Raw genomic sequence first — 24,955 nt, forward strand, 5'->3', positions numbered from 1 at the left:
TAAATAGCTCCGGTTCGCCAGGAGCTTCCTGTTTATACGGCAGGGATAACTTTAAAAAGAAGACTCCGTAGGTAATACCTGAAAAGGTAGTGCTTACGGAGTCTTTTTAGTGTTTACCAGTATCTTTGATACCACCTATTATGATCGTCTTTAGTTAGCAGCCAGTTTACCGCTGAGGGGTTTATCCAAAGCGGCTTTAGGTACTACGATAGTAATAGTATTAATAGCAAAATAGGGGACAGAAACATGCATGTATCCTTCAAAAGGACCTGCCTTATTTCCCCATGAGTTTTTAACAATGAAGAAGTCTTTGCCCTGTTTGCTTTTGCCTATACCGGTGATGTGCATCAGGTGATCATCTTCTGTAATTAATTCCTCATATAATTTCTGACGTCCTTCGGGTGTGAATGGCTTTTCTTCCACATCTGCATTAAAAGCACTGCTTCTTCCGATGGTATCAATGGCAGGATATATCGCATATCCTTTGCCTGTCAGCCAGCCCCTGTTAGAGACATCTGCATCCCAGAGTACGGTGTACCCTTTGGTCAGCGCTGTTTTGGCAATGGAGATCATTTCGTTGAGCGGAATATTGAGATAAGTACCATTGGAGAAATTGTCCGGCACTTCCACAATGAAGGGCTTGTAAAAGGGATGATCCGTGAAGGATGTCAGGTTCACATAATCATCCGGATTAAACTTTACCACTTCCCTGGCGAAGGTAAGAGGTGTATAAGTATGGCCGTTGTAGGTAAAAGTAGCAGGAGGAGCGCCCAGGTACTGGTCGAGTATAGCAACCAGGTGTACCTGCCAATCGTCGGGAAGGGGTCTTTTAACCTTCAGGAGGCTGTCCAGGTAAGTTTTCATAGCAGTCACCAATGCGCCATGATCGTGCTCTGTTTGTCCAGGTTTAAGCCCACTGTAGACGGTCTCAGGGACGATGCCATAATGGGCGGCTGCGTAGAGTACATCATGTCCCAGTCCGCCTTCATCAAAACGGGCGAATCCCTGGCGGTGAATGTAGTTCTTTGCCTTTTCAATGTAGATATTGCGTACGGTGAACATTTCGGAGAGGTCCAGGGCTGGTTGCCCTTTCCGCAGAGATTCCGATTCTATCATGGAAGTGGTAGAGAAACACCAGCAGGTGCCAGTCAGGCATTGGTTTTTAACCGGAGTAGCTGCATTATTTTTAACAACGGTAAAGTCCTGCGCCTGTACTTCCATCGTAAGGAAGATCGCCAGGATACCTAAAAAAGTTTTCATATCAACTTTGAGGTTTAGGGTCTAAAGATAAGGGGGAATGGGCAAAAAAAAACGCTACTGCTGTATGAACGGCAGTAGCGATGTATAATTGCGAAAGTATCGTGGTATTAGTCGTTTTCGCTTATAATCAGGTTGTCATCTTTACCTTGTATGCTCAGTTCTTTCACATTACCGAGTTCTTTGCTGTATTTGTCCTTAACAGCTGCGGATTGTACTTCACCGTTTATAGACAGTACTCCGTTTTTTACTGCAATAACGTATCCTTTCTCCGCATCTATCAGTTTATCTTCGGCCATTTTCTTTATCAATAGTTGATATTTGGACTGAGCCTCCTTCGTTGCTGCTATTTCTTTATTGCTTTGTGTTATGCTGTGCCGGGACTGGGTCATTGATATTTGGGCTTTCGCTACTTCTTTTTTGGCCTGTTCCATAGCTTCAGCTACCTGTTTTTTTACATCTTCGGATGAGAAGTTTGCCAGGGCAGCTTTGGCGCTCTGCATTCCTATACGTACATTTTCGGCTATGATTTTAGGATCTACGGATGTCTGTGCATTACTCACGCTTACTTTAATATCTTCGTTGATTTTGTTCCAGTCGATATTTTTCATCGCTGTCTGAACATTTTCATTAATCTCGTCCCAGTTTATATTTTTGATGGCATTGTTAACCTCTGCATTGATTTGGTTCCAGTCAATGTTCTTCATCGCTTCCTGGGCAGCCTCCATGCCTATCTTAGCCGCATCCAGGCTCTTTTCTGCTATATCCAGCTTTTCTGCTTTTGTCTTCTCGGCATGCTGTTTTTCTGCCTGTTGTTTAGTGGCGGGAACCGTATCTTTTGTAAAGGTTGCAAGATGTATTGTATTAGGTACTATCGCAGGAGCGATAGACTCAGGTATCACTTCTACATCTTTTGTGGGCTGTTTCTTTTCTGTCATTGCGCTGGTAGGATTGAGCCATGCAATGGATACAAGGCCTACGGCGATGATCAGTACAGCTAATAATTTTTGCGTATAGTTAATGTTTTTAGTTTTCATTTCCATGATGCGTTTAATGCGGTGAAATAAGTGTTGTTTATTATTTGCAGCCGCCATAGCCAGGGTATTGACAGTTAACCGGTATTCTTCTAGTGCTACCAGGGCTTTGGCATAATGCAACGGATGTACTTTACCTGTTATTACGAGATCGTCGCAACAGTGTTCCCTTTCGATGCGGATATTTTTAGATATCAGCCATATAAAGGGATTAAAGAACAGAATTGTTTCTACGATTGACTGGAAGATATTCAGTAGATAATCATTGCGTTTTATGTGAGCCAGTTCGTGCAGAAGAATTGCTTCCAGCTGCTCGGCTGTCAGGTTGTTAAACATGATGACAGGCAGTATGATCAATGGTTTTAAAAAACCGATCATGACAGGTACCTGTACGTGTTCGGAAATAAGCAGTTTCACTTTCCTGGATAGCTGAAGCTGCAGCAACAGTTTATCAAGGTGTCGTTCCCATGCGGAATCGATAGGAAGTACCTGCTTTCTTCTGATCTGCCGCAGTTGCAGCAGGTCCATTGTCAGCTTTATTGTCATCACAGCTACCCCTGTGATATAGATAACGATGAGCAACGGGAAAAAGAATTCGAGGTTAGGGAAAAGGCTCGTCAGCTGTGTCTGGCTATGATAGAGTACTGGCAGTTCCAGCCTGGCCGGCCGGATGCCTTCATCCACCATTTGTATGGCAACGAGATGGATCTTTTTGATTGTTTGCAATTGCTCCCACAGGGTGATGACGAACCATCCGAAGATGCCCGTGAGGGAGATAAAAGAAAGATTGTATTTGATAGCGGAGCTGGCCTGTGGCCACAGGAGCAGTACCAGCCGTAAACAGGCATATATAAGTAATGCTTGCCAGAGAGAATGCAGCAGGGCCCATCCAAAAGCCTGGATCAGATCTGCAGTGAAGGGTAGTGACGCAGTCATGATAGTCTTGTTTTATGTGCCGCAACGCAGCGGGTTACTTATTTTGTTGATTTTCTATGTCGTTCAGGTATTGTTTTATTTTTTCCAGTTCTTCTTTTGAAGAGCGGTGGTTACCTAATGCCTGCAGCACCAGTTGTGAGGCAGAACCATTGAACACGGTATCAATCATTTTATTGAGTAACTGTTGCTGTGTGCTTTCCTGTGAAATCGCAGCTTCATATATATGCGTTTTACTGGTTGTATCTCTTCTGAGCAGGTTCTTCTCATGCATGATCTGCATCAGCTTGAGGGTAGTAGTATATCCTGCGTCTTTCGTCTTTTCTAATATCTCATGAACTTCTCTTACTGTGCTGGCACCTTTATCCCACAGTATTCCCAATATTTCCAGTTCGCTTTCCGTCGGTTTCGTCTGTTTGGCAGTGCTCATAATTACAATGATTATTGATGTACGAATATCTTCGTATCAAATGTACGATACTTTTCGTAATCACCAAATATTTATGGAAATAAATTAAAACAGGCATGCCGCCCTTCGGTTGGAAATCGTTCCGTCTGAAGAGGCAGCTATGCCTGGCACAAGTCTTATTTTGATGGATTGAGGACTAGAAGATACCGGCTTTCAGGCCTACGTGTACTGATGGATTGCTGAGTTTACTATCTGTGATACCTGTGGTACTTGTTCCTGTAACTAACCTGTAAGAGGCGCCTATATCAAAACGCAGGTTTTTTATGATATTGATTTCGAGGTTGGCAAAGGGTTCTGCTACAAACAATCCGCTCTTATCATAATTATAATCGTGATGATCGCCGTCTTCGTTGAACCTGTATTTGTCCCTTCTGGAAACACCGCCACCTCCAATGAGGGTACCGGCAGTCCAGTGAATCAGTTTATCAGAATTATGGATGTATTCCACTACTGCGCCAGTGTACCAGAGGTTCAGGTAATCTGTAGCACCATTAACATTTACGCCGGGAAGAGCTATGTTATTGACAAGCGACCAGGCGCCTGCTCCCAGCATCCATTTACCATTTAAAAGTACTCCGCCGTAACCGCCTGTCAGCACTCCAAATTTACCATCAATGGATGTAAATTTAGCCGCAGGCGCACCATACGCGGCAATTCTTGTCTTATGTTGGCCATTATTGGAGAATAATGTTTCAGTCTGGGCATGCTGTGCCCGGGCCTGCTGTACTGTAATCAGTATCAGCAGCGCCATCAGCGCTTTTTTCATATAAATTGTTTTTTATTTTTTGTGAAGCAGGCTGGAAAAAGAGACTTTCCAGCCTGCTGTTATATGTGGAGAGAACTATTGTATTACCTTCTCATTGCTGCTTACAGCAGAAGTACCGAACCAGCCTAGCAGTTTTTGTTTACCACCGGGAGTGATATTTGTTGCATTACATCTTACGTTTTCCAGCACTTTGGCAAACAGTCCGCCTGCATCGATCTGCGCCTGTACCTGTGTGAGGAAGAAGTGGCTCTGGTAAGTAAGAGAGCGCATTTTTACGATTATTGTTTCACCCAGTTGATAAGGATGCTCCCTGTCAGTAATGTCTTCCTCCAGGGGTTGTATGAAAGAGGCACCATCCAGTACGCTCTGATCATAGGAACCATCTACAGAATAGACATCTTCCACACGGTGCCATATATTGTTGCGGTAAGACCGGACCCAGTAATAATTTAGTTCACCTTTTATATCCGTTGCATGAAATCTGGCCTCATAGCCATCTTCAGGCACTGCATTTTCACTTTTTGTTTTGTATTTGTAGGTGATAGAATCGATAGGAGGTACATTTTTAATAGTATCTACCGCTTCGAATGTTTCACCTTTGTATACTACACGCAACCTGTATGCATGGCCTCTTACACCTACTGATGCATTATCACCCGGATTGAACGTATAGGCAGAGTCGTTAAAGTTGAACGGGTATGTTTGTCCGGCTGTTTCATCGATGAGTGTAATGACGGCATCTTTGATAATAGTAGCAGGTGTCTGATCTGTATAAGAAGTAACAGACTGTGTGAGTTTGATTACCTGTAAGCCTGGTTCGTTGGTGATCCATGCATCCAGTACCGGATAAGAGGTACCTTTTGCTATATTCAGATCTATCGTATCTGTGCAGGCACTTAATCCTGCCACTATCATCGCTATTATGAATAATTTTTTCATGTAAGTACCGGTTAAAATTTGAAGTTGTAAGTGATACCTGGAATAACAGAGCCTATGATAGAGAGGCGTACTGCTTCTTTTTTGGAAGAATCATCTTTATTCTGCTGGAAGTAGACGGTGTAAGCATTTCTGCGTGCATACACATTATACAGAGAGAATACCCATTCTCCTTTCCAGCGGTGCAGTTGTTTGCCTTTGATGGTGTAAGATAAATCCAGGCGGTGATAAGCAGGCAACCTGTAGTTGTTGCGTCTTTCGGTGCTGTTGTACGGAATATCCCAGCCCTGGAATTCGAGGCGGCTATCTGCAAACGTTGCAGGTGTACCGGATGCAAATACCCAGTTGGCAGACAATGTTCTCCTTGGAGAGAAATCGTGTGTTAATACGAGGTTCAGGTTATGTGTTCTGTCGTAGCGGTTGAGGAACCATTCATTCTGACTGATACCATTTGTCTGACGTTCTGTACGGGACAGCGTATAGCTGATCCATCCGGAAGTAGCGCCTACTTCTTTTTTCGCCATTATTTCCAGTCCGTATGAGCGGCTGTGAGAAGGCAGTAAATCTGCTTCGATCAGCTGGTTCAGTTGCAGACTGGCATTGTCTATATAATCCAGCTGGTGTTCCATGTTCTTATAGAACACTTCGGTAGAGATCTCATAAACGCCGGACGGTGCATCGTATACATATCCTACGGTGTACTGGTCTGCTACCTGTGGTTGAATGTTGTTGGTACTTGGCGTCCAGATATCCAGTGGAGTAGGAGAGGCCGTGTTGGACAACTGATGCATATACTGTGTGGTACGGGCATAAGATGCTTTAACCGCATGATTATCCGAGAACGCGTAACGTGCCGTGATTCTTGGTTCCAGGTAATTGTATGCTTTTATCAGTTCATTGGTACCGTATTCTTTGTAACCGGATAACGTTTTGCGGATGCCAGGTGTGGTATCGTTATAGTAGTAAGCGGTGCCTTTACCCAGGTACTGATAAGCAGAGAACCGTAAGCCATACTGTACACCGAACCTGCTGGTAGGTTTCCACTCGTGATCAACATAGGCGGCTGCTTCAAGACCATGCTGCTGTGTTAATTCTGTAACGTTGGTGGTTGAGCCATCGACAGCAGTACCGGTGCCGGGTTTAAAGGTGTAGTAGATACCCTGTACGCCCATGTGTACACTGTTGTGTGCATTGATATAGTAGGTGAGGGCCGGTTTAACACCATAGTTGATGATGTTCGAAGTCCATTTGTACCGCTGGGTATTATCTCCGGCATCTTTCTTACTACTGTTGTCAAAGTCCAGTGTATAATCGTAGTTACTGTAGAAGGTAGTCAGGTTCAGGAACAACCTGTTTGTGAATACGTGGTTCCATCTTACAGTAGCTGTTTTATTTCCCCAGTTCATATTTACCTGTGTTCCGAAACCGAATACGTCACGCCCCAGGTAACCACTGGCGAAGAGGGTATTGTTCTTATTCAGTTTGAAGTTCACCTTGGCGGTAATATCGTAGAAATTCAGTTTGGTATCTTTCATGTCTCCTTTCAGGAAAGGTTTCATAAGGATATCAATATAAGAGCGGCGGGCAGCGATGATGAAAGAGGATTCATCTTTCTTGATCGGACCTTCCACAGATAACCTGCTGAAGATATTGCCTATGCCGCCATTTACGGCCATATTCTGGTTGTTTCCGTCCTTCATGCGTATATCTAGTACAGAGGAAGTACGGCCGCCATATTCAGCCGGAAAACCACCTTTAATGAGGTTGATGCTTTTCACAGCATCCGGGTTGAATACGGAGAAGAAGCCCAGCATATGGGTAGAGTTATATACAGGTGCATCGTCCAGCAGGATGAGGTTTTCATCTGCTGCACCACCACGTACGTTGAATCCGCTGGCACCTTCACCTACCGTGTTTACACCGGGTAAGGTCTGTATAGAACGGAGTACGTCTACTTCACCCATGAAAGTGGGCATCTTTTTCATCTGGGCAATATCCAGGCGGTTAATACTGGTACTCAGTGTATTCACTGCTTTTTCCTGTTTGGTACCTTTTACAGTGACAGTACTTAACTGGCTGCTGGATTTCTCCAGTTTAATATCCATTGTTTTATTGCCTTTGAGGGATACATTCAATTTCATGGATGTATATCCCACATAGGAAAATTGCAGTACATGGTCTCCTGCGGGCAGGGTAAGGGAGAAGAAACCAAATTCATTTGTAACTGTACCCAATCCGGTACCTGCTTTAGAAACGGAGATCCCGATGAGGCTTTCTCCATTCTGCTGGTCTTTTACATAGCCACTTATAGTGTACCGTTGCTGAGCTTGTGCGTACTGTCCCTGCAATAATAGCAGGACTGGAAACAGCAGCATTATTAACCTTGTCTTCATAAAAGGATCTTAATGTTGTTATTTGGCAGATAGTCGGCCTATTTACGCATATATGACGTAAGCGGAAGGAACTACCCCTATGAGGGGAGAAGAGATTTTTTCAGATATGTAAGGCTATTCTAATACAGTACATTGATAACCCATGTGTTGTACTAACTTTATAATGGCTGTTTCTTCTATGGGCTTAGTTTGGGCTACAATTCTCAATACTTTGTCGCAATCTTCCATATCAATACTACAGGTAGCCACGTTAAATGAAGCAGAGATGGCTTCCAGCACATTTATCTTATCCTGTGTGGTATTAATATTCGTCCTGAATATTCCAATCATAACAAATTATTAAATATTTGGGAATATTTTTGTGCAAATTTGAAGCACTTTGTCCGGTTAACTGTTACACGAGAAGGATTAAAATTTATATTTAACGGATTATTATGGGCATTCAGATATCTAATGACTCGCACGAGGTATTATTCAGGGAAGAGGACCTTTTCCCCCTGGAAAAGCTGCATTCACCTTCCCTGATAGAAGAAACGCAGCAACTGGAGCGTGATTTCGGGGAAGCCAGCCTCCGGGAGATATTTTTTGATGGTTATCATATTGCGATGGGAAGTGCGCAGATCTATCAGAATCTACATATAGAATCTACAGAGAACATCAATACGGTATCCCTGATGTTCCTGATACACGGGCAGATTGACACGGATATGGAAGCTGCCGGGAAACGCCGTTTTTCTTCCCTGGAGCATAATCTTATCTACAACCCTTTTGAGACGGAGAATGCTTCTGTAATCAAACAGAATAACATGGAAATGGTGGCATTGAATTTTTCTGCTGAGCGTTTTCTGGAGCTGGCTGTCAACAATGGACGTGTACTGGATGGTCTGGCCAACAAAGTGGCAGTTGGGAAGGCAATCATGCTGAATAAAAACAGTAATCAACCAATTACCACAAGGATGCTGGCGATACTCGATGATGTGAAGAAGTGCGAATTCAAGGGTGGGTTGAAGAAGTTGTATTTACAGTCTAAGGTCCTGGAGTTACTGGCTTTGCAGTGCGAGCAATATGAGAGAGGAACGGAATTGCACAGTACTGTTTCGAAAACGGATAAAGAGAAGATTTATCATGCACGTGATATACTGCTGATGCAGATGCAGGAACCTCCTTCCTTACAGGAGTTATCGAGATTGACAGGACTGAATGAATTTAAGCTGAAAAGTGGTTTTAAGCAGGTATTTAATAATACAGTGTATGGATATCTGAATGATCACCGGATGGAGCATGCGCGTAAACTGGTACTTGAGGGGAGTGTCTCTCTGACTGATATTGCAGATACGTATGGGTTTTCCTCTATACAGCACTTCAGTACTGCATTTAAGAAAAAGTTTGGGGTAAGCCCGGTAAAAATGAGGTAGCGGCCAGACTAACCGGCCGCATACCCTGTTAATATGCTAAAGTGAATCTTTGTTTGATATGGGCTGGTTTTTCCAGTTCATCTATCATTGCTACCGCGTAATCGCCGGTAGATATCCTGCTATCTCCTTTTTCATCTGCCACTACCTGGTCTCTCCCTAAGCGGAATTTGCCGGTACGTTCTCCTGGTTCTATCATCATGGCCGGACTTAATACCGTCCAGTCCAGGTCATCCTGTTCTTTTATTACATAAAACGCATCGCGGGTGGCGGAAGCACCACCTTTCCATTCTGCGGGGAATTCGGGGGTATCCAGTAATTGTAAACCCGGCTCTATTTCCAGGCTGCCTGCGCCGCTTACTGCCAGGAAGCGTTTAATACCAGCTTTCCTCACGCCGTTGATAATAGCTTTGATAGCATTTACATAGGTAGCTGATTCGTATGCGTTATAAGCGCTGATGACTGCCTCATTGCCGGCTACCAGGCTGGCAACGTCTGCGGTGGTTACATCTGCTTCTTTTATAGTAAGCAGCGGACTGATTGTAGTAATTTTTTCAGCATGTCTTACTATTGCTGTTACGCTATGTCCCCTGTCTAATGCTTCTTTCAAAATGGCTGAACCTATGAAGCCGGAGGCTCCGATAATGGCAATCTTCATGTTTATCTGTTTTAGTGTGATCTAGTACAATAAACATTCCGTAGTGGATATTGTTAACAAAAAAAGCTCCGCTGGTATACCCAACGGAGCCTTTTTATATTAAAAGAGTTTATTTTTTCAGTGCAACTACTTTAGCCTGAATCACTTGTTCTGTTTTTACGGTTGTCTTTTCTTCAACTTTAATGGTATGGAAAAGTTCCGCCAGGGTAGGAGCGATTACCAGGGATACGATAGACATCAGTTTGATAAGGATGTTCATAGAAGGCCCTGAGGTATCTTTAAAAGGATCTCCTACGGTATCTCCTGTAACGGAAGCCTTATGCGGTTCTGATTTCTTATAATAAGTAATGCCGTTGATATCAACCCCTTTCTCAAAAGACTTCTTGGCATTATCCCATGCACCACCCGCATTGTTCTGGAACATCCCCATCAGTACACCACTCACGGTAGCACCTGCCAGGAACCCGCCTAATACTTCGGGGCCGAATACAAAGCCCATGATTAATGGGGACAGTAACGCTATAGCGCCCGGCAACATCATCTTTTTAATAGAAGCCTGGGTAGAGATAGCTACGCACTTATCGTATTCGGGTTTACCGGTACCTTCCATGATCCCCGGGATTTCTTTGAACTGACGGCGAACTTCTTCCACCATACTCATCGCCGCTTCACCCACAGCACGGATGGCCAGGGAAGAGAAGATGAAGGGGATCATGCCGCCTACAAATAAACCTGCCAGTACATCGGCTTTGTAAATATCTATACCGCTGATACCAGCCACGCCTACAAAGGCCGCGAAGAGCGCCAGTGAGGTAAGGGCAGCAGAGGCAATGGCAAAGCCTTTACCGGTAGCGGCGGTGGTGTTACCCACAGCATCCAGGATATCTGTTTTTTCACGTACATCCTTAGGCAATTCGCTCATTTCAGCAATACCACCTGCGTTATCCGCAATAGGGCCGAAAGCGTCGATTGCCAGCTGCATGGCAGTAGTAGCCATCATACCTGCCGCTGCTATTGCAACACCGTATAAGCCTGCAAAATAGAAGGAACCGTAGATACCGGAGGCCAGCACCAGGATAGGTAAAAACGTAGATTCCATACCCACGGCCAGACCGCCGATCACGTTCGTCGCATGGCCTGTGGAAGACTGGCGGATGATGGACATTACGGGGCGTTTACCCATGGCAGTATAATATTCTGTGATGATGCTCATCAGTGTTCCTACCGCGAGGCCCACGAAGATGGCACCTACCACACCGTTTTGTGTAATGGCTTTTGCACCGTCTTTCAGCTGATCAGTACCGGCGATGAAATCACGTTTTAAATAGATGGCATCTGCAGGCATGATATAATATACCAGTGTAGCGCTGGCGATAGCGGAGAGCACGATAGAACCCCAGTTTCCCATGTTTAACGCTCTTTGTACTACGCTGGTGCTGAGACCTGCAGTATCCGAGATGCGTACGAACATTGTGGCAATGATGGAGAATACGATACCCATGCCGGCAATCAGCATTGGTAATATAATGGGGGCGAGTCCGCCGAATTTATCGTGGGAAATAATTTCGCTGCCGAGTACCATGGTAGCGAGTACGGTAGCTACATAAGAGCCGAACAGATCAGCGCCCATACCAGCTACGTCACCTACGTTGTCGCCTACGTTATCGGCGATGGTAGCGGGGTTACGTGGATCATCCTCAGGGATACCTGCTTCCACTTTACCTACCAGGTCGGCTCCTACGTCTGCGGCTTTGGTATAGATACCTCCTCCTACGCGGGCGAAGAGCGCGATGCTTTCAGCACCCAGGGAGAAGCCGGTCAGCACTTCAATCGTCTTGATCATTTGATCTGTATTGGCTTCTGCGCCAAAATATGTTTTGAGCAGGATGAACAGGGAACCTAATCCCAGTACTGCGAGTCCTGCTACCCCCATTCCCATTACAGATCCTCCCGTGAAGGATACTTTAAGGGCCTGGGCGAGGCTGCTGCGTGCTGCCTGTGCGGTACGTACGTTTGCTTTAGTGGCTATCTTCATTCCAATAAAACCAGCTGTGGCAGAAAATACGGCGCCTACGATGAAGGCCAGGGCGATGGTCCAGTCGGAATTCTTGTGGGATGCGCCCATGTAGGCCAACAAAAGGGCCGCGATGATAACGAAATAAGTGAGGATCTTGTATTCTGCCTTCAGGAAAGCCATTGCGCCCTCGGCAATATACTTCGCTATTTCCTGCATTTTTTCATTGCCTGCATCCTGACGGGAAACCCAGGCACTTCGGATCGCTGTGAATAGTAACGCTAATAATCCAAAACAAGGAACGAGATAAACAATATTCATATCGGGAATTTTTACAATTCTATAAATATAAACTTTTATCGGAAACGGTATCTATTGATTTTTATGCAAGGTGAGAAAGGTTCTGCCTAAGTAAGCAGGGATGTCTTCCGCTGTCATGGCTTCCTGTGAGAGTGCGGCTGCGGCGAAATCGCCGGCCAGACCGTGAATGTATACACCAAGCAGCATGGCATCCCTGGAAGAATACCCTTGAGCCACCAGCGAGGTGATGATACCGGTAAGGACGTCTCCACTACCTCCTGTGGCCATGCCGGGGTTACCGGTGGCATTGAAATAGAGTTCGCCATCGGGACTGGCCATTGCGGTATAGCGGCCTTTTAGCAGGATACAGAGTCTCCTTTCCACCGCCTTTTGAGACAACAGCTCCAATCGTGCTATATCATTATCCGTTTTACCAAAAAGGCGTTCAAACTCTTTAGGGTGGGGGGTAAGGATAGAATTCTCAGGTACTTTGGCGAATGTTTTGGGGTTTGTTGATAGTAGATTGAGGGCATCCGCATCTATTACCATTGGCTGCCGGTAATGGTCCAGTAGTTTGTCAAGGGCCCATATGGAGCCGGCGGCAGTGCCAAGACCGGGGCCTATGCCGATCGTCTTATATTTTTTAGCTTCTTCTTCGGAAGGGAAGCTGGAGCTGTGATCGAATTGTTCGTCCGTGATACACATGGCAGCCGGAACGGATATCTGCATGATATCGTAACCGCATTTAGGGATGTGGCAGGTGAGTAAGCCTACGCCTGCCTGCAGACAGGATTTAGCGCTTAATATGGCAGCTCCCATCTTTCCATAACTGCCGGCAATCAGCAGTACATGTCCAAATGTACCTTTGTGTGAAAAGGGTTTACGTGGTTTGTATAAATCCCGCATCATGGCCCCGTCCGTGATGTTGAATTTTGCGGGTGTACGAGCGATATAATCCGGATGTAAGCCGATGGGCAGTATATGTACTTCGCCTATACGCACCGCATTTTCTGGCAGTAAAAAGGCCAGTTTGGGTAGTTCAAAGCTGAGGGTATGATGAGCCTGTACGGAAGGCTGGTTTACACTGGAAGTATCTGTCAGCAAGCCGGAAGGGATATCGATAGCAATGATGGTATGCTGTTCATAACAGCTGTTGATACGACTGATAGTATCTGCAATAAGGCCTTCTGCAGGTCTGTTTAACCCGGTACCCAGGATAGCATCGATAATGACGGTATCTTTTGCCAGTTGGGGGAATGTTTGCAGCGTATGAAGGCTTTCAGGGTAGTAGCGTTGTAAGGATTTGTAATTAGCCTGATGATCTTCAGAAGCCTGCTGGCTATGAGGTATGATGTACGCGTGTGCATCGCAGCCCATGTTGCGCAGCATGCGGGTGATAGCAAGGCCATCTCCGCCGTTGTTGCCCATACCGCAGAATACGGCAAAAGGGTATTTTGTAAAGTGCTGTTCTGCCAGCCAGTCTGTGCAGGCAAGCGCAGCTTTTTCCATTAGCGCCAGGCTGCTTATAGGCGTATGTTTGATTGTATAAGCATCGGCTTCCCGAATCTGTAAAGCAGTAAATATTTTCATCCTGCTTAAATATAAGAATTCCTAAAACGACAAAGCCGGATTACAAATGAAAATTTGCAATCCGGCTTTAAATAAAATAAAGTCTTATTATTTGAATGTATACCTGGCAGAGATACCACCGATCTCTTCACCGAAGTGATGAACACCACCGCTGAAGTTAACGTATGGTTTTAAGTCAGCGCTCAGTACCAACGGAATCTTTTTGAATGTGTATTCTACACCAAAGATACCATCCAGACCGCCGGTTACATAAGTACCATCGCCATGTCTGTAGTAATCATCACGGTAGTAGTCGAAGCGGTCATAAGCACCTATGTGCACACCACCACCTGCGTACATCAGGAATTCTTTCTTACCGAAAACATTCCAGTGGTACTCGTACAAGCCGGTAAATGTAACATTCTGCTGTTCGCTTACATTGGTAGAAACGATGCCTTCAATGGCATGTGGACCTGCAATAAAATGTTTCACAGTAAAGCCTACCAGGAAAGGGTTTACCCTTACACCCAGTGCTGTTGAATAATTAGCGATAGAGCTGTTTCTTTTTTGTGCACTTGCCTGAATGGAGATCATTGCGAACAGGCCAAAGAATAACACAAGTTGTTTCATATATATCTGGTTTTAAAAAAAGATTAACGTCCGAAAGTATATCTTATTGATATGGCAAAATCTGCAAGATCTGATGATGTATTGAAGTGAATGGCTGGTTTCCAGTCGAGGCTTACATTTATCGGTAAATTCAGATCTGCCGGAAAAACATAATCAATTCCACCAATACCATCTACACCTGCAATGAACTTCACATTATCATTCTCTTTACGACTGCCCATATGTGCGCCACCTCCTACAAACCATCCAAACCCCTCTGTTGTTAAAGCGGAAAGGTCGAAATGCCTTTCATATAAACCGGTGATGGTGAAAGTGTGTGCGTATGCTCCGGCTATGGCTTCCACTGCATTGGCGTCATCGAAAAAGTAACGTGCAGTGACACCGAATGGTAGTCCTAAACGGAGGCCTGCCTGAGGATTACCTTTTAACTGTGCATTTGCATGATTGTGGCCCAGTACCAGGAGCATAAATATGAACAGCGTCTTCTTCATATTAGTTGGAATGCTCTGCAATAACGGTGCCAGTGTGGCAATTATTGTTGTTTTTTGATAACAAGATAAAAGTATCCTATAAGTCCCGATAGGAGGGAGGCCGCTATTACGGCTATTTTAGCCGTAATCTGCCGGGCTGGTTCCGGATATGCAAGGGTGGAGATGAAGATGGACATCGTGAAGCCTATACCTGCGATAATGCCTACACCCAATAGCTGTGACCAGTTGGTCTGAGCTGGCAGTGCTGCCAGTTTAAGCTTGGTGGCAATATAAGAGAACCCAAAGATTCCCAATGGTTTACCGATTACCAGTCCTGCCAGAATACCATAGCTGATGGTATTGTTAAAAGCATTGAGCATGTCTGGCGGGAATATAATGGCCGTATTTGAAAGTGCAAATACCGGCATGATAAAGAAGTTCACAGGATCATGGAGCCGGCTGATGAGCGGCGGTAAACGTGTCAGCGGGATACAGCCTGCGAGCAGCACACCGGCGATAGTGGCATGGATACCGGAGTTGTAAATACAGTACCATAATATTAGGCCGGGAATGAGGTAGAACACCGGTTTTTGCACCTTGCAGAGATTTAACACAATGAGCAGCAGCATGATACCTGCAGCAGTGAGCAGATAACCGGTATGCAGGCTGGCAGTGTAAAAAACAGCGATGGTAAGTATCGCGCCGAGATCGTCTATGATGGCCAGGGCAGTGAGGAATATTTTTAGTGTGAGAGGGACCCTTCTTCCTAATAAGGATAGAACGCCCAGTGAAAAAGCGATATCAGTAGCCATGGGTATTCCCCAGCCATGAGAATAAGGCGTGTTGATGTTGAATACCAGGAAGATGATTGCCGGGCAAGCCATTCCTCCAATGGCTGCCAGTACAGGCAACATGGATTTTTTGATGGAAGATAATTCGCCGGTGGTCAGCTCTCTTTTAATCTCCATTCCTACCAGGAAGAAGAAGGGGACCATTAAGCCGTCGTTGATCCAGTGTAGTATAGTGTGCGGGAGATGTTCGCCAATGTGTACGGAAGTATCCCAGAATGATATGTAAGCCTGTTGCCAGGGCGAATTAGCCAGTATCAGAGATACAATAGTGCAAAGGATCAGGATACTCCCTACCGCCCTGCTGTCGTGTAAAAACTGATAGATGGGCGATAGGAATTTTCTAATCATATTTATTGGTTTTCTTTTTCTTCTACTTTTTCAGGTGCTGCTTTGACCGTATTTACAGAACCCATTAACTCGTATTTTGTTTTGGGTCTCCGTTTTATCTCCCAATGGAAATTTTCCAGTAATAACTGATCTAATGGTCGCTGGGAGAACGGGAACATCGTTCCTTCAGGATCTTTGATAAAGGTAACGTGATGTAACTCGCTATTCCTGAAGTAGATGTTGATGATACCGCTGAGTGTTTTGTTTACACTGATAAAGGCGCCATCATCATCCTTAATATAATATATACTTTCTGCGTTCCCATCCACATGCATCCAGTCGAGGGTTTGTCCTACGAAGTAACCGGTGATCTGGTTACCTTTTATCTGGTTATATAATTCTTTTCCTGCTTCTTTTACTATCAGCCCGTTTTGGTCGAGCAGTATTTTATCAGCAGTTTGATTTTTTATATACAGGAAGATGGTGTCTCCGGTAAGCTGTGTACCGGTGGCCCATAATACAGGTTGTTTATAGAAGCGAAAGATAGAATCTTTTGAAGTATAATACAAGCTGTCTGCTACTCCCTGAAGAGAATCGGAGAAGATACGGACATTATGCCAGGCCATCAGATAACGGTGTTCAGTGGTATCTTTTGCCTGTGCGGTATCGGATAGCGGCGCTAATGGTTTGGCTGCGAGAGCACTGTCTGTGGCGGATTTTGGCTTTAATGTCAGCCCTTTACGGGGTATGATAGCAGCCGTATCTTTTGCCAATGCTTTCATTGTGCTATCGGCAGGTTTTAAGGCACTATCAAGTCTTAAAGCAAACGCATTATGTTTACCGGCCGAATCTATACTGAGAGAATCTTTCTGTATAGAAATCCCTATTAGTGCAGAATCTATTGTTGGTGTAACAATAACCTGCTTTTTTGTGCTGGTATCTCTTTTTACAATACCGGAGAACAGCGTATCAGCAGATACATACAGCGTATCTTTCTGCCTTTCCATGATCATCAGCGGATGCTGGGTTGCCAGGACGGTTTTCTGTGCCTGGTTAACGGTACCATAGTTAGAGAGCAGTGTCATTTTCTGCGCGGTATCGCGGTAGATCATATTACCGATGGCATATGCGAAGCCGGTGCGTTTATCCATGGTGATCCTGTCGGCAGTAATGGTAGCGGTACTATCCTGGATGGTAGGACGGCTGTCAAAGTTACCCTGACCAGTTTCCGTATTGTATTCACCAGAGGTGGCATACATGATGGTTTTACCATCGTTGATAGTAGTAGGAGCTACGATAGTAGCTATTTTTGTTTCAGTATTATAAAGAAGTGTATCGGTAGACAGGGTATATTCCGGGTCTATCATCACTACATTCTTCTTAAAGTATACATCTTTGGTATCTGCGTAGTAGAATCCTTCCTGGCTGGTGAGTACACTTTTGCCATTCACCAGCTTACCGCCCTGTTCATAAGTACCGATGCGGGCATTCATGTCGTATTTAAGTTCCGGGCCGGAGATGGTGATCTTTCCATCGGTTAGCCGGGCGTTATCGCGAAGGGTAGCCAGTTTCGTATCTCCTTCATAATGAAGGTAATCTCCGTAGATATTGATACTATCTGCCTGGTTAATATGTATATGACCATAGGCATCCAGTATGTTGGAAGCCCTGTTAATGAGTGCACTATCGCAATAGAAAAGGGTATTTCCCTGGCGAAAGATGGCATTTCCAATAAAACGGTTCAGTTGCACGGTGTCTTTGGTGATAACATTCAGTTTATCTGACTGAATGATATGAATCACCTTGGTAGAATCCGTATTACCTGGCTGAGTTTGTGGTTGCTGAGCCATGGCAGGAAAGAATCCACCGAGGCAGATCCCTGTCAGGATGAGCCCGTATTTTGCTAATTGCTGTATCTTCAAAATCATTGTGCCTTTGCAGTATCTGATGGTAAGGGCTGAGCTTTTGATTTTTTGCCAAACAGAGAGAAGTGCACGTAGCGTTTAGGATTTACGCGAAGGTCTTCCAGCAGTTTATTCAGGTTGCCCAGTGAATATTGCAGGTTGTTATATGCCTTTTTGTCGTTCATTAATAATCCCAGTGAACCGTCTGTGCTGTTCAGCTTTCCTATCGTTTCATTGAGACGTGTAGCCATTTGCTGCAGCTCAAGGAGTGTTTTATCCAGTTGCCCGTTGGCCAGGGCAGAAGTGGTTTTTTCTGCGTTGGCCAGGATGCCGGTTATCTTTTCATTATTATTCTTCAGATTACCGGAAAAGGATTCCAGGTTACTCATGGTAGCCGATACGCTGCCTGTTTTTGGGTCCAGCATCCTGTTGAGGGAAGCGGATGTTTTGCTAAAGTTAGCCATGGTAGCATTCAGGCTGGCAATAGCTTCACGCAGGTTGCCTTTGGTGTTGGGATCGAAAATGGAGTTGACGGTCATCAGGACGGAGTCCACAGATCCTAATGTAACTTCCAGTTTACTTACCAGAGGGTTTAGCTGTTCTTTGAGGGCATCTGTAATAGATCCATCTACAGCTGCATACACGGTATCTCCATCTTTCAGATAATCATTCGCGTTACCAAAATCGATCTGAACGGTTTTGGTACCTAATAAATCGCCTGTAATACGGGCTACGGAGTTACGGGGGATATCTATTTTCTTGGTGATCCTAAGAGTAACAAGTATTTTGCCTGCGCTCTTATTCATCACATCCAGATTAGCTACATTCCCTACTACCAGGCCATTCACCTGTACGCCGTTGGAAGGTTGTAGTCCGTTTACTTGTGTATATACTGCGTAAATAGTCTTACCGGTTGAAAAAAGGCTCTTCCCCTTTAAAAGATTAAAACCCAAAAAAAGCAATGCGATAGATACCGCTGTAAGAATGCCTACTTTGGTTTCATTAGATACTTTAAGCATGAGAATACGTTATACGTTCTTGCAAAAATAAACAAAAAAGGATGCAGGCAATCAATTGCCTGTTTGAATTACAAATAGTCAAATCCGATACCGGGTTTTTGATTCCTGGTAATTACGGGACAATATATGAGTAAAAAAGGGATTTTTCTGGGGATAGGGGTTATAATCTGTGGGGTGGTGTATAGCTAAATGTTATCTGCTTGCCAGTCGGTTGTTATTTTTTAATGGTAAAAGGAAGGCGTTCCAGAAGCCAAGCTGCTTTGCTCTACGCAAAGCAGTATTGGCTTCCGGTTCGGATCTGAAACTTCCCCAGATATACTTATTCAGCCGTTTATGATTAATCGTTATTTGCTCCTGCCTGATATTTCCTGCCAGCTTATTAAAGATAGAAGAGCCGGAATGGTACTTCTTATCTGTGATCATCAACTGGATATCATATGCAAAGGAAGGCTTGACGACCACTTTTTTTGCAGCGATCGCTTTTGAAGGTGTTTTTGATGGTTTCTCTCTGGAAGCCAGCTGTTTATCTTTTTCTTTGGTCGCCTTTTTAGCGATCAGTTTTGTAGTGGCAGTTTTGCTTTTGGAAGCTATAACCGGTTGACGGCCAGCGCCTTTTTTATAACTGATGGGGGTAGGCTGCATGGTAGCCGGTTCAGTTGATTCCGGGTTACTGTAGCGGCCCAGTTCATCTTTATAGCGTTGGATGGCCTTATATATACAGGTGGCAGCTTCCTGCTGCCCGTCTTCCGAGTTCAGGTATTTTTCTTCTTCAGGGTTGCTGATGAAGCCTAATTCTACCAGTACGCTGGGCATGGCGGTTGCCTGCAATACCCAGATCCCTTTTTCATCACGTTGTCTTGCACCACGGCTGATCCTTCCTACGTGGGTGAACTCGTCTTCTATCAGGGTAGAGAGGCGGAGGCTCTGGTCGAAGTAGGTGTTGCGTAATGTATTTAGTAAGATAAATGTTTCAGGATCAGACATATCCATCACAGTGTTAGCACCTTCTGCATTATCCAGCAGGATTACGGGGCTTTCCCTGAGGGATTCTGTTTTAGCGGTGTTTTTACCGGTAGCCCATACATACGTTTCCGTACCTTCCGCGGTACTGGGGGAGGTGGTATATATAGGTTTCTTGGTGGCTACCTTGCGTTTCCCTTTCCTCACCATGACGGTTTTGTAGCCGCTGATGTGGTGGGAAGGGCCGGCAGAGTTACAGTGAATAGATATGAAGAGGTCTCCTTTTTCCCTGTTGGCGATGATGGCTCTTTCGTTGAGATCAGCTTTAAGGGTGGATGCGAGGGCATTGCTCGTTTTACGGGTATATACCACACGTACATCCTTCATATTGTTTTCAATCAGTTTACCCAGTTTCAGGGCTACATCCAGCACAATACCTTCTTCCGTAGAAAATTTACCGTGAGCGCCCGGGGTTTGGGCACTATGTCCCGGGTCTATGATGATTGTCCTGATAGGGGGATTCCTTTTGGTGCCACCGGGGGCTTCTTTGGCATAAATGAAAAAAAGTCCTAGCAAAGTGCTACATCCTAAGATCCAAAATCGGTTCCAGCGCATGACTCAATTTTTATTTTAATATAATGGGCGTTAGTTAGTAATATTTATAAACGACGAATCCCGCTCCTTTATTCCATCTGATCCGTCATAGTTAATCGTTATTCCGTCGGTACATAAGATGTTAAATATCCTTTTCGTTTTACGATTGATAATAATTTGTATAAAATCTTGTAGGTTTGTGCCCGCTATCAAGACATGCACCTGAATCACAAAAATAATTATAAAAAGTTTTTGCGACCTATATACCTGCTATTTGCCGGTATATTAATTGTCGTTCCCTTTATTATAGATGCAGTAGCAACTCCCGCGCCACATCTTTCTGCCGACTTTAACAAAAGTTTCACAGATACCGTGCCGATTGTAAAAGATACGGCGTTGTTACGGAAAAAAGATGCAATATCTGTAAAAAAAGACACTTCCCTGCCTGTTCTCACAGATAGTACGGCAGTTGATAGCATGGATATGCCGAAATTGTCGAAGGATAGCCTTGATGCGCCTGTTACTTATAAAGCTAAGGATTCCATTGTACTGGTGGTGCCGGATAAACGTTTTTTCCTGTATGGTACGGCGAATACGAAGTATAAAAAGGTAGATCTTACTGCGGAAAGGATGAATTTTACCCAGAGTACGGGGATCATGGAAGCTACTACTGCGCTGGATACCAGCGGTAAACCCTATGGCCGGCCGCAACTGAATGACGGAGGGCAGAGTTTCGATTCTGATACGTTACGTTATAATTTTAATACGCAAAGAGCTAAGATATATAATACCCGGTCTCAATATGGAGAAGGGTTTGTGGCCAGTCAGCAGACAAAGCGGCAGCCCGACAACAGTATTTTTGGTTTTAAGAACGGGTATACTACCTGTAACCTGGACACTCCTCACTTCCAGTTCCGCGCCAGGAAAATCAAGGTAATCCCTGATAAACTGGTGATTTCTGGTCCTGCTAATTTAGAGATAGAAGGGGTGCCAACGCCTTTATTCATTCCATTTGCCATCTTTCCTATTACACAGGGACAACGTTCCGGGATGCTGATGCCGGGTTATGTGGTGAATGCGCAGAAGGGGATGGGGCTTGAAAACGGTGGTTATTATGTAGGGCTGGGAGATAATTTTGATCTGACGATGCGGGGGGATATCTATTCTTATGGCAGCTGGTCGCTGACCGCAAGTCCTACCTACCGGAAGCGTTATCATTATAATGGTGGGATGACACTAAGCTTTGCGAATACACGTTTTGGGGACCCTACAGTGAAGACAGAGTTTAGCCGCTCGCGTGACTTCCGTGTAACCTGGAACCATAGTATGGACAGCAAGGCGCGTCCTGGTGTGAACTTCGGAGCGAACGTGAACTTCGGAACATCGAGCTATAATACTTATAACGTCTATGATTATGCGACTCGTGTAAATAACAATATCGGATCATCTATCAGCTTTTCCAAGACCTGGCAGGGCAAGCCTTTCAACTTTACATCCAGCCTTACGCACTCTCAGAACCTGAGTACGCGTGATGTGTCTATATCATTCCCGTCAGCTACATTTAACGTAAACACTTTGTATCCTTTCCAGCCTAAGGAACTGGTGGGACCATCCAAGTGGTATTATAAGTTAGGTATCGGATATTCTACTGTCCTGAATAACAGTGTTACTTTCAAGGATTCTGTGTTTGGGAAGTCTAAGATGTTTGATGCGTTGCAGTCGGGTATGAAGCATAATGTTCCTATTTCATTCTCTATTCCGGTATTTAAGAATTTTACCCTTTCTCCGGGTATTAGTTATGCGGAATACTGGTATACGAAGAAAACGGTGCGTACCTGGAATGCGAATAAACGTGTGAGCATTGATTCATTAGGTGGTATTGACACGACTTACTCTTCCGGATTCTTTGCGGCGAGGCAGGCGAGTGCGAGTCTTTCCTTATCAACGGCGTTGTACGGGATGTACCAGTTCAGTAAGACGTCGAAGATCAGGGCGATCCGTCACGTGATGCGTCCTACGATCAGTGCCAGTTTCCAGCCGGACCTTGCTAAGAATGCTTATTATTATTTGCGCTATAACAAGACAGGGGATAGTTTACGACAGTCGTACTTTACCAGTTCATCAGTGGGTGTACCCTCTGAAGGGCGGGCGGGGTCGATTTCCTTTGGGTTAGATAACAATCTGGAAATGAAGGTGTTCTCGAAGAAGGATACCTCGGCGAATCATGAGAAGAAGATTAAGTTGCTGGACGGGTTTGGGATCAACACGTCTTATAATATGCTGGCGGACAGTTTCAGGCTGTCTACATTTAGTATATATGCCCGTACGAACCTGTTTGATAAGATTAATGTAACGGCGAGTGGTTCTATAGATCCTTACCAGGTGAATGCCCGTGGCCGAAGACTGGATGCATATGTCTGGCAGGCGGGGAAGCTGAGTCTGGGACGTTTGACGAATGCGAATATCTCGATGAGTACCTCATTCCAGTCGTCCGACAAAAAGAGCAAGGACAAAGAGAAGGAGATCAATAACATAGAGAACGAGCAGAGTACAGATGCGGCATTCCAGGCACAGCAAAGACAGCTGGCGGCAGTTCGGAAGAATCCCGGGGAGTATGTGGATTTTGATATTCCGTGGAAGGTGGACCTTTCTTATAGCTTATCCTACAGTAAACAGATCATTCCTGACTCCGGCGGGGTAGTGGTCAGTTTTAACCAGTACCTGAGTTTTAATGGTGATTTCAGTTTAACGCCGAAGTGGAAGGTGGGTGTGAACAGTGGTATAGACTTTATCAATAAACAATTAGCTTATACAAACATCTATATATCGCGTGATTTGCATTGCTGGCAGATGTCTATCAACCTTATACCTATCGGAACTTACAGGCAGTTCAGTATTACGATCAGTCCTAAATCGGGTATTTTACGGGACCTGAGGATTAACCGATCGCGAACGTTCTATGATTTGTAACGTAAGAAAAAAGCCGTTCTGTTTTAAACAGAGCGGCTTTTTTCTATATACTCCCACATTGTTTTGAATACATGTTCTTTTAGCGCAGGGATATCATCCTGTGTCATTCCTGCGGTTTCTACCGGCGGCAGGAAATGAACGTCTATCCGGTGTGGCCGTGCGCCGAAGGACTTACCTGCAGACAGTATCTTGCGGGTATTGAATAATACAGTAGGCATGATGGGCTTTTGGGTCTCTATGGCTAATATAAATGCCCCATCATAAAACGATTTCAGCGGATCATCTGTTTTATTGCGGGTACCTTCCGGGTAGAGTAACATATGTACTCCCATGTTCAGCACCTCTTTCATCTCTGTAAAACTCCTTTTACGGCTCTCAGGATCATCTCTGTTCACCAATACGCTGCCTACCTTATACATGATACTCCAGACAGGTATACGCGCTAATTCCTGCTTTGCAAGGCTTTTGCTGGCACCTGGGATGGCGTAGGTAGTTGCCGGGATGTCTACGTATGAGTTATGATTGCATACAATGATATAAGGCTGTCCTTTTTTGAAATATTGCCGTCCTTTTGTATGGACAGGGCAGAATACCAATGGCATGTATACATGCATCCAGGCACGGCCCAGCCACATAAAACAGCGGATGTTAAGCGGGGCGGGCAGCAGGGAGACCAGCCACATAGGTATTAACATGATCAGCATGGAGCTGACGAAGAGTATCAGTGCGTATACTGCATATATTTTTCTCATAATCTCCAGTCTACGGGTTCTATTCCTGCTTTGGCGAGTAATGCATTAGCTTTTGAGAAGTGTTTGCAGCCGAAGAAGCCTTTATCTGCGCTGAAGGGGGAGGGGTGAGCTGCTTTGAGGATATGATGTTTGGTAGCATCTATCAGTATCTGTTTATCCTGGGCAAACCGTCCCCAGAGCATGAATACGACATCCTTTTTAGTATCCGAGATCTTTTTTATAACAGCATCAGTAAAGTTTTCCCAGCCTATTTTGCTGTGGGAAGCTGGTTCGTTGGCTCTTACGGTCAGAATAGCGTTTAATAACAGTACGCCATGTTCAGCCCATTTGGTCAGATTGCCGCTTTGCGGGATGGGCATCCCGATATCATCGCGTAATTCTTTGAATATATTTACCAGCGAAGGAGGAGGTTTTACGCCATCCTGAACGGAAAAGCAGAGGCCGTGGGCTTGTCCGGGGCCATGATAAGGGTCTTGCCCTAAGATCACTACTTTTACATTATCGAAGGGCGTTTTATCGAAAGCATTGAATATCAGGTTGCCGGGCGGGTAGATAATATGATTGAGCGCTTTTTCGTGTTTTAGAAACATTGCGATCTGATCAAAGTAAGATTTGTGGAATTCATCTTTAAGGGCTTCTTTCCAACTAGCTTCGATTTTTACGTCCATAAAAGTCTTTAATTTTAAGAATGGCTGAAATTTTGAATTATTTTACATAGATTTGCACTCCCAAATAAA

20 protein-coding genes are annotated in these 24,955 nt (G+C 44.7%); 2 read left to right on the forward strand and 18 right to left on the reverse strand.

From position 1 onward, the window contains the following. Positions 1 to 150: 150 nt before the first annotated feature. The 7 genes from GO495_RS05270 to GO495_RS05300 all read right to left on the reverse strand — a co-directional run bounded on the left by GO495_RS05270 (position 151) and on the right by GO495_RS05300 (position 8,118). Positions 151 to 1,260, reverse strand: a complete 1,110-nt coding sequence (locus tag GO495_RS05270) for a C1 family peptidase (protein WP_157298622.1) — start codon at positions 1,258 to 1,260, stop codon at positions 151 to 153. A gap of 107 nt (positions 1,261 to 1,367) precedes the next feature. After that, positions 1,368 to 3,227: a M56 family metallopeptidase gene (locus tag GO495_RS05275; RefSeq protein WP_157298623.1), complete on the reverse strand. Its 1,860-nt coding sequence runs from the start codon at positions 3,225 to 3,227 to the stop codon at positions 1,368 to 1,370. 34 nt (positions 3,228 to 3,261) lie between these two features. After that, positions 3,262 to 3,654, reverse strand: a complete 393-nt coding sequence (locus GO495_RS05280; protein WP_157298624.1) for a BlaI/MecI/CopY family transcriptional regulator — start codon at positions 3,652 to 3,654, stop codon at positions 3,262 to 3,264. A 175-nt stretch (positions 3,655 to 3,829) separates the two neighbouring features. Next, entirely contained in the window at positions 3,830 to 4,459 is a 630-nt protein-coding gene (locus GO495_RS05285; protein ID WP_157298625.1) for a hypothetical protein, read from the reverse strand. Between the two features lie 75 nt (positions 4,460 to 4,534). Continuing rightward, the gene (locus tag GO495_RS05290; RefSeq protein WP_157298626.1) at positions 4,535 to 5,398 is read right to left on the reverse strand and encodes a DUF4249 domain-containing protein; all 864 of its coding nucleotides are present in this window, start codon (positions 5,396 to 5,398) and stop codon (positions 4,535 to 4,537) included. A gap of 11 nt (positions 5,399 to 5,409) precedes the next feature. Further along, positions 5,410 to 7,788 (reverse strand): TonB-dependent receptor, encoded by a 2,379-nt coding sequence (locus tag GO495_RS05295; protein WP_157298627.1) that lies wholly within the window; start codon positions 7,786 to 7,788, stop codon positions 5,410 to 5,412. 114 nt (positions 7,789 to 7,902) lie between these two features. After that, positions 7,903 to 8,118, reverse strand: coding sequence for a hypothetical protein (locus GO495_RS05300; RefSeq protein ID WP_157298628.1), 216 nt, complete (start codon positions 8,116 to 8,118; stop codon positions 7,903 to 7,905). 104 nt (positions 8,119 to 8,222) lie between these two features. Here GO495_RS05300 and GO495_RS05305 point away from each other — a divergent pair, with 104 nt between their 5' ends. Beyond that, positions 8,223 to 9,203 (forward strand): helix-turn-helix transcriptional regulator, encoded by a 981-nt coding sequence (locus GO495_RS05305; protein ID WP_157298629.1) that lies wholly within the window; start codon positions 8,223 to 8,225, stop codon positions 9,201 to 9,203. Positions 9,204 to 9,231: 28 nt separating this feature from the next. On the opposite strand, the gene GO495_RS05310 is transcribed toward GO495_RS05305, so the two are convergent. The 9 genes from GO495_RS05310 to GO495_RS05350 all read right to left on the reverse strand — a co-directional run bounded on the left by GO495_RS05310 (position 9,232) and on the right by GO495_RS05350 (position 20,517). Beyond that, positions 9,232 to 9,858 (reverse strand): NAD(P)-dependent oxidoreductase, encoded by a 627-nt coding sequence (locus tag GO495_RS05310; protein WP_157298630.1) that lies wholly within the window; start codon positions 9,856 to 9,858, stop codon positions 9,232 to 9,234. A 109-nt stretch (positions 9,859 to 9,967) separates the two neighbouring features. Further along, entirely contained in the window at positions 9,968 to 12,193 is a 2,226-nt protein-coding gene (locus GO495_RS05315; RefSeq protein WP_157298631.1) for a sodium-translocating pyrophosphatase, read from the reverse strand. Between the two features lie 51 nt (positions 12,194 to 12,244). Beyond that, positions 12,245 to 13,762 carry an NAD(P)H-hydrate dehydratase gene (locus tag GO495_RS05320; RefSeq protein ID WP_157298632.1) on the reverse strand — a complete coding sequence of 506 codons (1,518 nt, stop codon included), beginning with the start codon at positions 13,760 to 13,762 and terminating at the stop codon, positions 12,245 to 12,247. Positions 13,763 to 13,849: 87 nt separating this feature from the next. Further along, a complete protein-coding gene (locus GO495_RS05325; protein WP_157298633.1) occupies positions 13,850 to 14,371 on the reverse strand; it encodes a hypothetical protein in 522 nt (173 codons plus the stop codon). Positions 14,372 to 14,394: 23 nt separating this feature from the next. Further along, positions 14,395 to 14,862: a hypothetical protein gene (locus GO495_RS05330; RefSeq protein WP_157298634.1), complete on the reverse strand. Its 468-nt coding sequence runs from the start codon at positions 14,860 to 14,862 to the stop codon at positions 14,395 to 14,397. Positions 14,863 to 14,903: 41 nt separating this feature from the next. Beyond that, entirely contained in the window at positions 14,904 to 16,040 is a 1,137-nt protein-coding gene (nhaA, locus tag GO495_RS05335; RefSeq protein ID WP_157298635.1) for a Na+/H+ antiporter NhaA, read from the reverse strand. A 2-nt stretch (positions 16,041 to 16,042) separates the two neighbouring features. Continuing rightward, a complete protein-coding gene (locus GO495_RS05340; protein WP_157298636.1) occupies positions 16,043 to 17,947 on the reverse strand; it encodes an OstA-like protein in 1,905 nt (634 codons plus the stop codon). Next, the gene (locus GO495_RS05345; RefSeq protein ID WP_157298637.1) at positions 17,944 to 18,942 is read right to left on the reverse strand and encodes an MlaD family protein; all 999 of its coding nucleotides are present in this window, start codon (positions 18,940 to 18,942) and stop codon (positions 17,944 to 17,946) included. Before GO495_RS05345 ends, GO495_RS05340 begins: the two co-directional genes overlap by 4 nt. A 192-nt stretch (positions 18,943 to 19,134) precedes the next feature. Continuing rightward, positions 19,135 to 20,517, reverse strand: coding sequence for an N-acetylmuramoyl-L-alanine amidase family protein (locus GO495_RS05350; protein ID WP_157298638.1), 1,383 nt, complete (start codon positions 20,515 to 20,517; stop codon positions 19,135 to 19,137). Positions 20,518 to 20,748: 231 nt separating this feature from the next. Between GO495_RS05350 and GO495_RS05355 the strand changes: the two genes are divergently transcribed. Beyond that, positions 20,749 to 23,466, forward strand: a complete 2,718-nt coding sequence (locus GO495_RS05355) for a putative LPS assembly protein LptD (protein WP_157298639.1) — start codon at positions 20,749 to 20,751, stop codon at positions 23,464 to 23,466. 23 nt (positions 23,467 to 23,489) lie between these two features. Here the strand turns inward: GO495_RS05355 and GO495_RS05360 are convergent, their stop codons facing one another. Next, the gene (locus tag GO495_RS05360; RefSeq protein WP_157298640.1) at positions 23,490 to 24,218 is read right to left on the reverse strand and encodes a lysophospholipid acyltransferase family protein; all 729 of its coding nucleotides are present in this window, start codon (positions 24,216 to 24,218) and stop codon (positions 23,490 to 23,492) included. Continuing rightward, positions 24,215 to 24,886, reverse strand: coding sequence for a uracil-DNA glycosylase (gene ung / locus GO495_RS05365; protein ID WP_157298641.1), 672 nt, complete (start codon positions 24,884 to 24,886; stop codon positions 24,215 to 24,217). Before ung ends, GO495_RS05360 begins: the two co-directional genes overlap by 4 nt. Positions 24,887 to 24,955: the final 69 nt, after the last annotated feature.

The organism is Chitinophaga oryziterrae (assembly GCF_009758125.1).
Classification (GTDB): Bacteria; Bacteroidota; Bacteroidia; order Chitinophagales; family Chitinophagaceae; genus Chitinophaga; species Chitinophaga oryziterrae.

Coding starts and splice junctions, on each gene's coding strand:
- GO495_RS05300 (WP_157298628.1), bottom strand. CDS start 8,118: ATGATTGGAATATTCAGGACGAATATTAATACCACACAGGATAAGATA.
- ung (WP_157298641.1), bottom strand. CDS start 24,886: ATGGACGTAAAAATCGAAGCTAGTTGGAAAGAAGCCCTTAAAGATGAA.
- GO495_RS05285 (WP_157298625.1), bottom strand. CDS start 4,459: ATGAAAAAAGCGCTGATGGCGCTGCTGATACTGATTACAGTACAGCAG.
- GO495_RS05350 (WP_157298638.1), bottom strand. CDS start 20,517: ATGCGCTGGAACCGATTTTGGATCTTAGGATGTAGCACTTTGCTAGGA.
- GO495_RS05330 (WP_157298634.1), bottom strand. CDS start 14,862: ATGAAGAAGACGCTGTTCATATTTATGCTCCTGGTACTGGGCCACAAT.
- GO495_RS05305 (WP_157298629.1), top strand. CDS start 8,223: ATGGGCATTCAGATATCTAATGACTCGCACGAGGTATTATTCAGGGAA.
- GO495_RS05345 (WP_157298637.1), bottom strand. CDS start 18,942: ATGCTTAAAGTATCTAATGAAACCAAAGTAGGCATTCTTACAGCGGTA.
- GO495_RS05290 (WP_157298626.1), bottom strand. CDS start 5,398: ATGAAAAAATTATTCATAATAGCGATGATAGTGGCAGGATTAAGTGCC.
- GO495_RS05275 (WP_157298623.1), bottom strand. CDS start 3,227: ATGACTGCGTCACTACCCTTCACTGCAGATCTGATCCAGGCTTTTGGA.
- GO495_RS05325 (WP_157298633.1), bottom strand. CDS start 14,371: ATGAAACAACTTGTGTTATTCTTTGGCCTGTTCGCAATGATCTCCATT.
- GO495_RS05360 (WP_157298640.1), bottom strand. CDS start 24,218: ATGAGAAAAATATATGCAGTATACGCACTGATACTCTTCGTCAGCTCC.
- GO495_RS05320 (WP_157298632.1), bottom strand. CDS start 13,762: ATGAAAATATTTACTGCTTTACAGATTCGGGAAGCCGATGCTTATACA.
- GO495_RS05315 (WP_157298631.1), bottom strand. CDS start 12,193: ATGAATATTGTTTATCTCGTTCCTTGTTTTGGATTATTAGCGTTACTA.
- GO495_RS05270 (WP_157298622.1), bottom strand. CDS start 1,260: ATGAAAACTTTTTTAGGTATCCTGGCGATCTTCCTTACGATGGAAGTA.
- GO495_RS05295 (WP_157298627.1), bottom strand. CDS start 7,788: ATGAAGACAAGGTTAATAATGCTGCTGTTTCCAGTCCTGCTATTATTG.
- GO495_RS05340 (WP_157298636.1), bottom strand. CDS start 17,947: ATGATTTTGAAGATACAGCAATTAGCAAAATACGGGCTCATCCTGACA.
- GO495_RS05280 (WP_157298624.1), bottom strand. CDS start 3,654: ATGAGCACTGCCAAACAGACGAAACCGACGGAAAGCGAACTGGAAATA.
- nhaA (WP_157298635.1), bottom strand. CDS start 16,040: ATGATTAGAAAATTCCTATCGCCCATCTATCAGTTTTTACACGACAGC.
- GO495_RS05310 (WP_157298630.1), bottom strand. CDS start 9,858: ATGAAGATTGCCATTATCGGAGCCTCCGGCTTCATAGGTTCAGCCATT.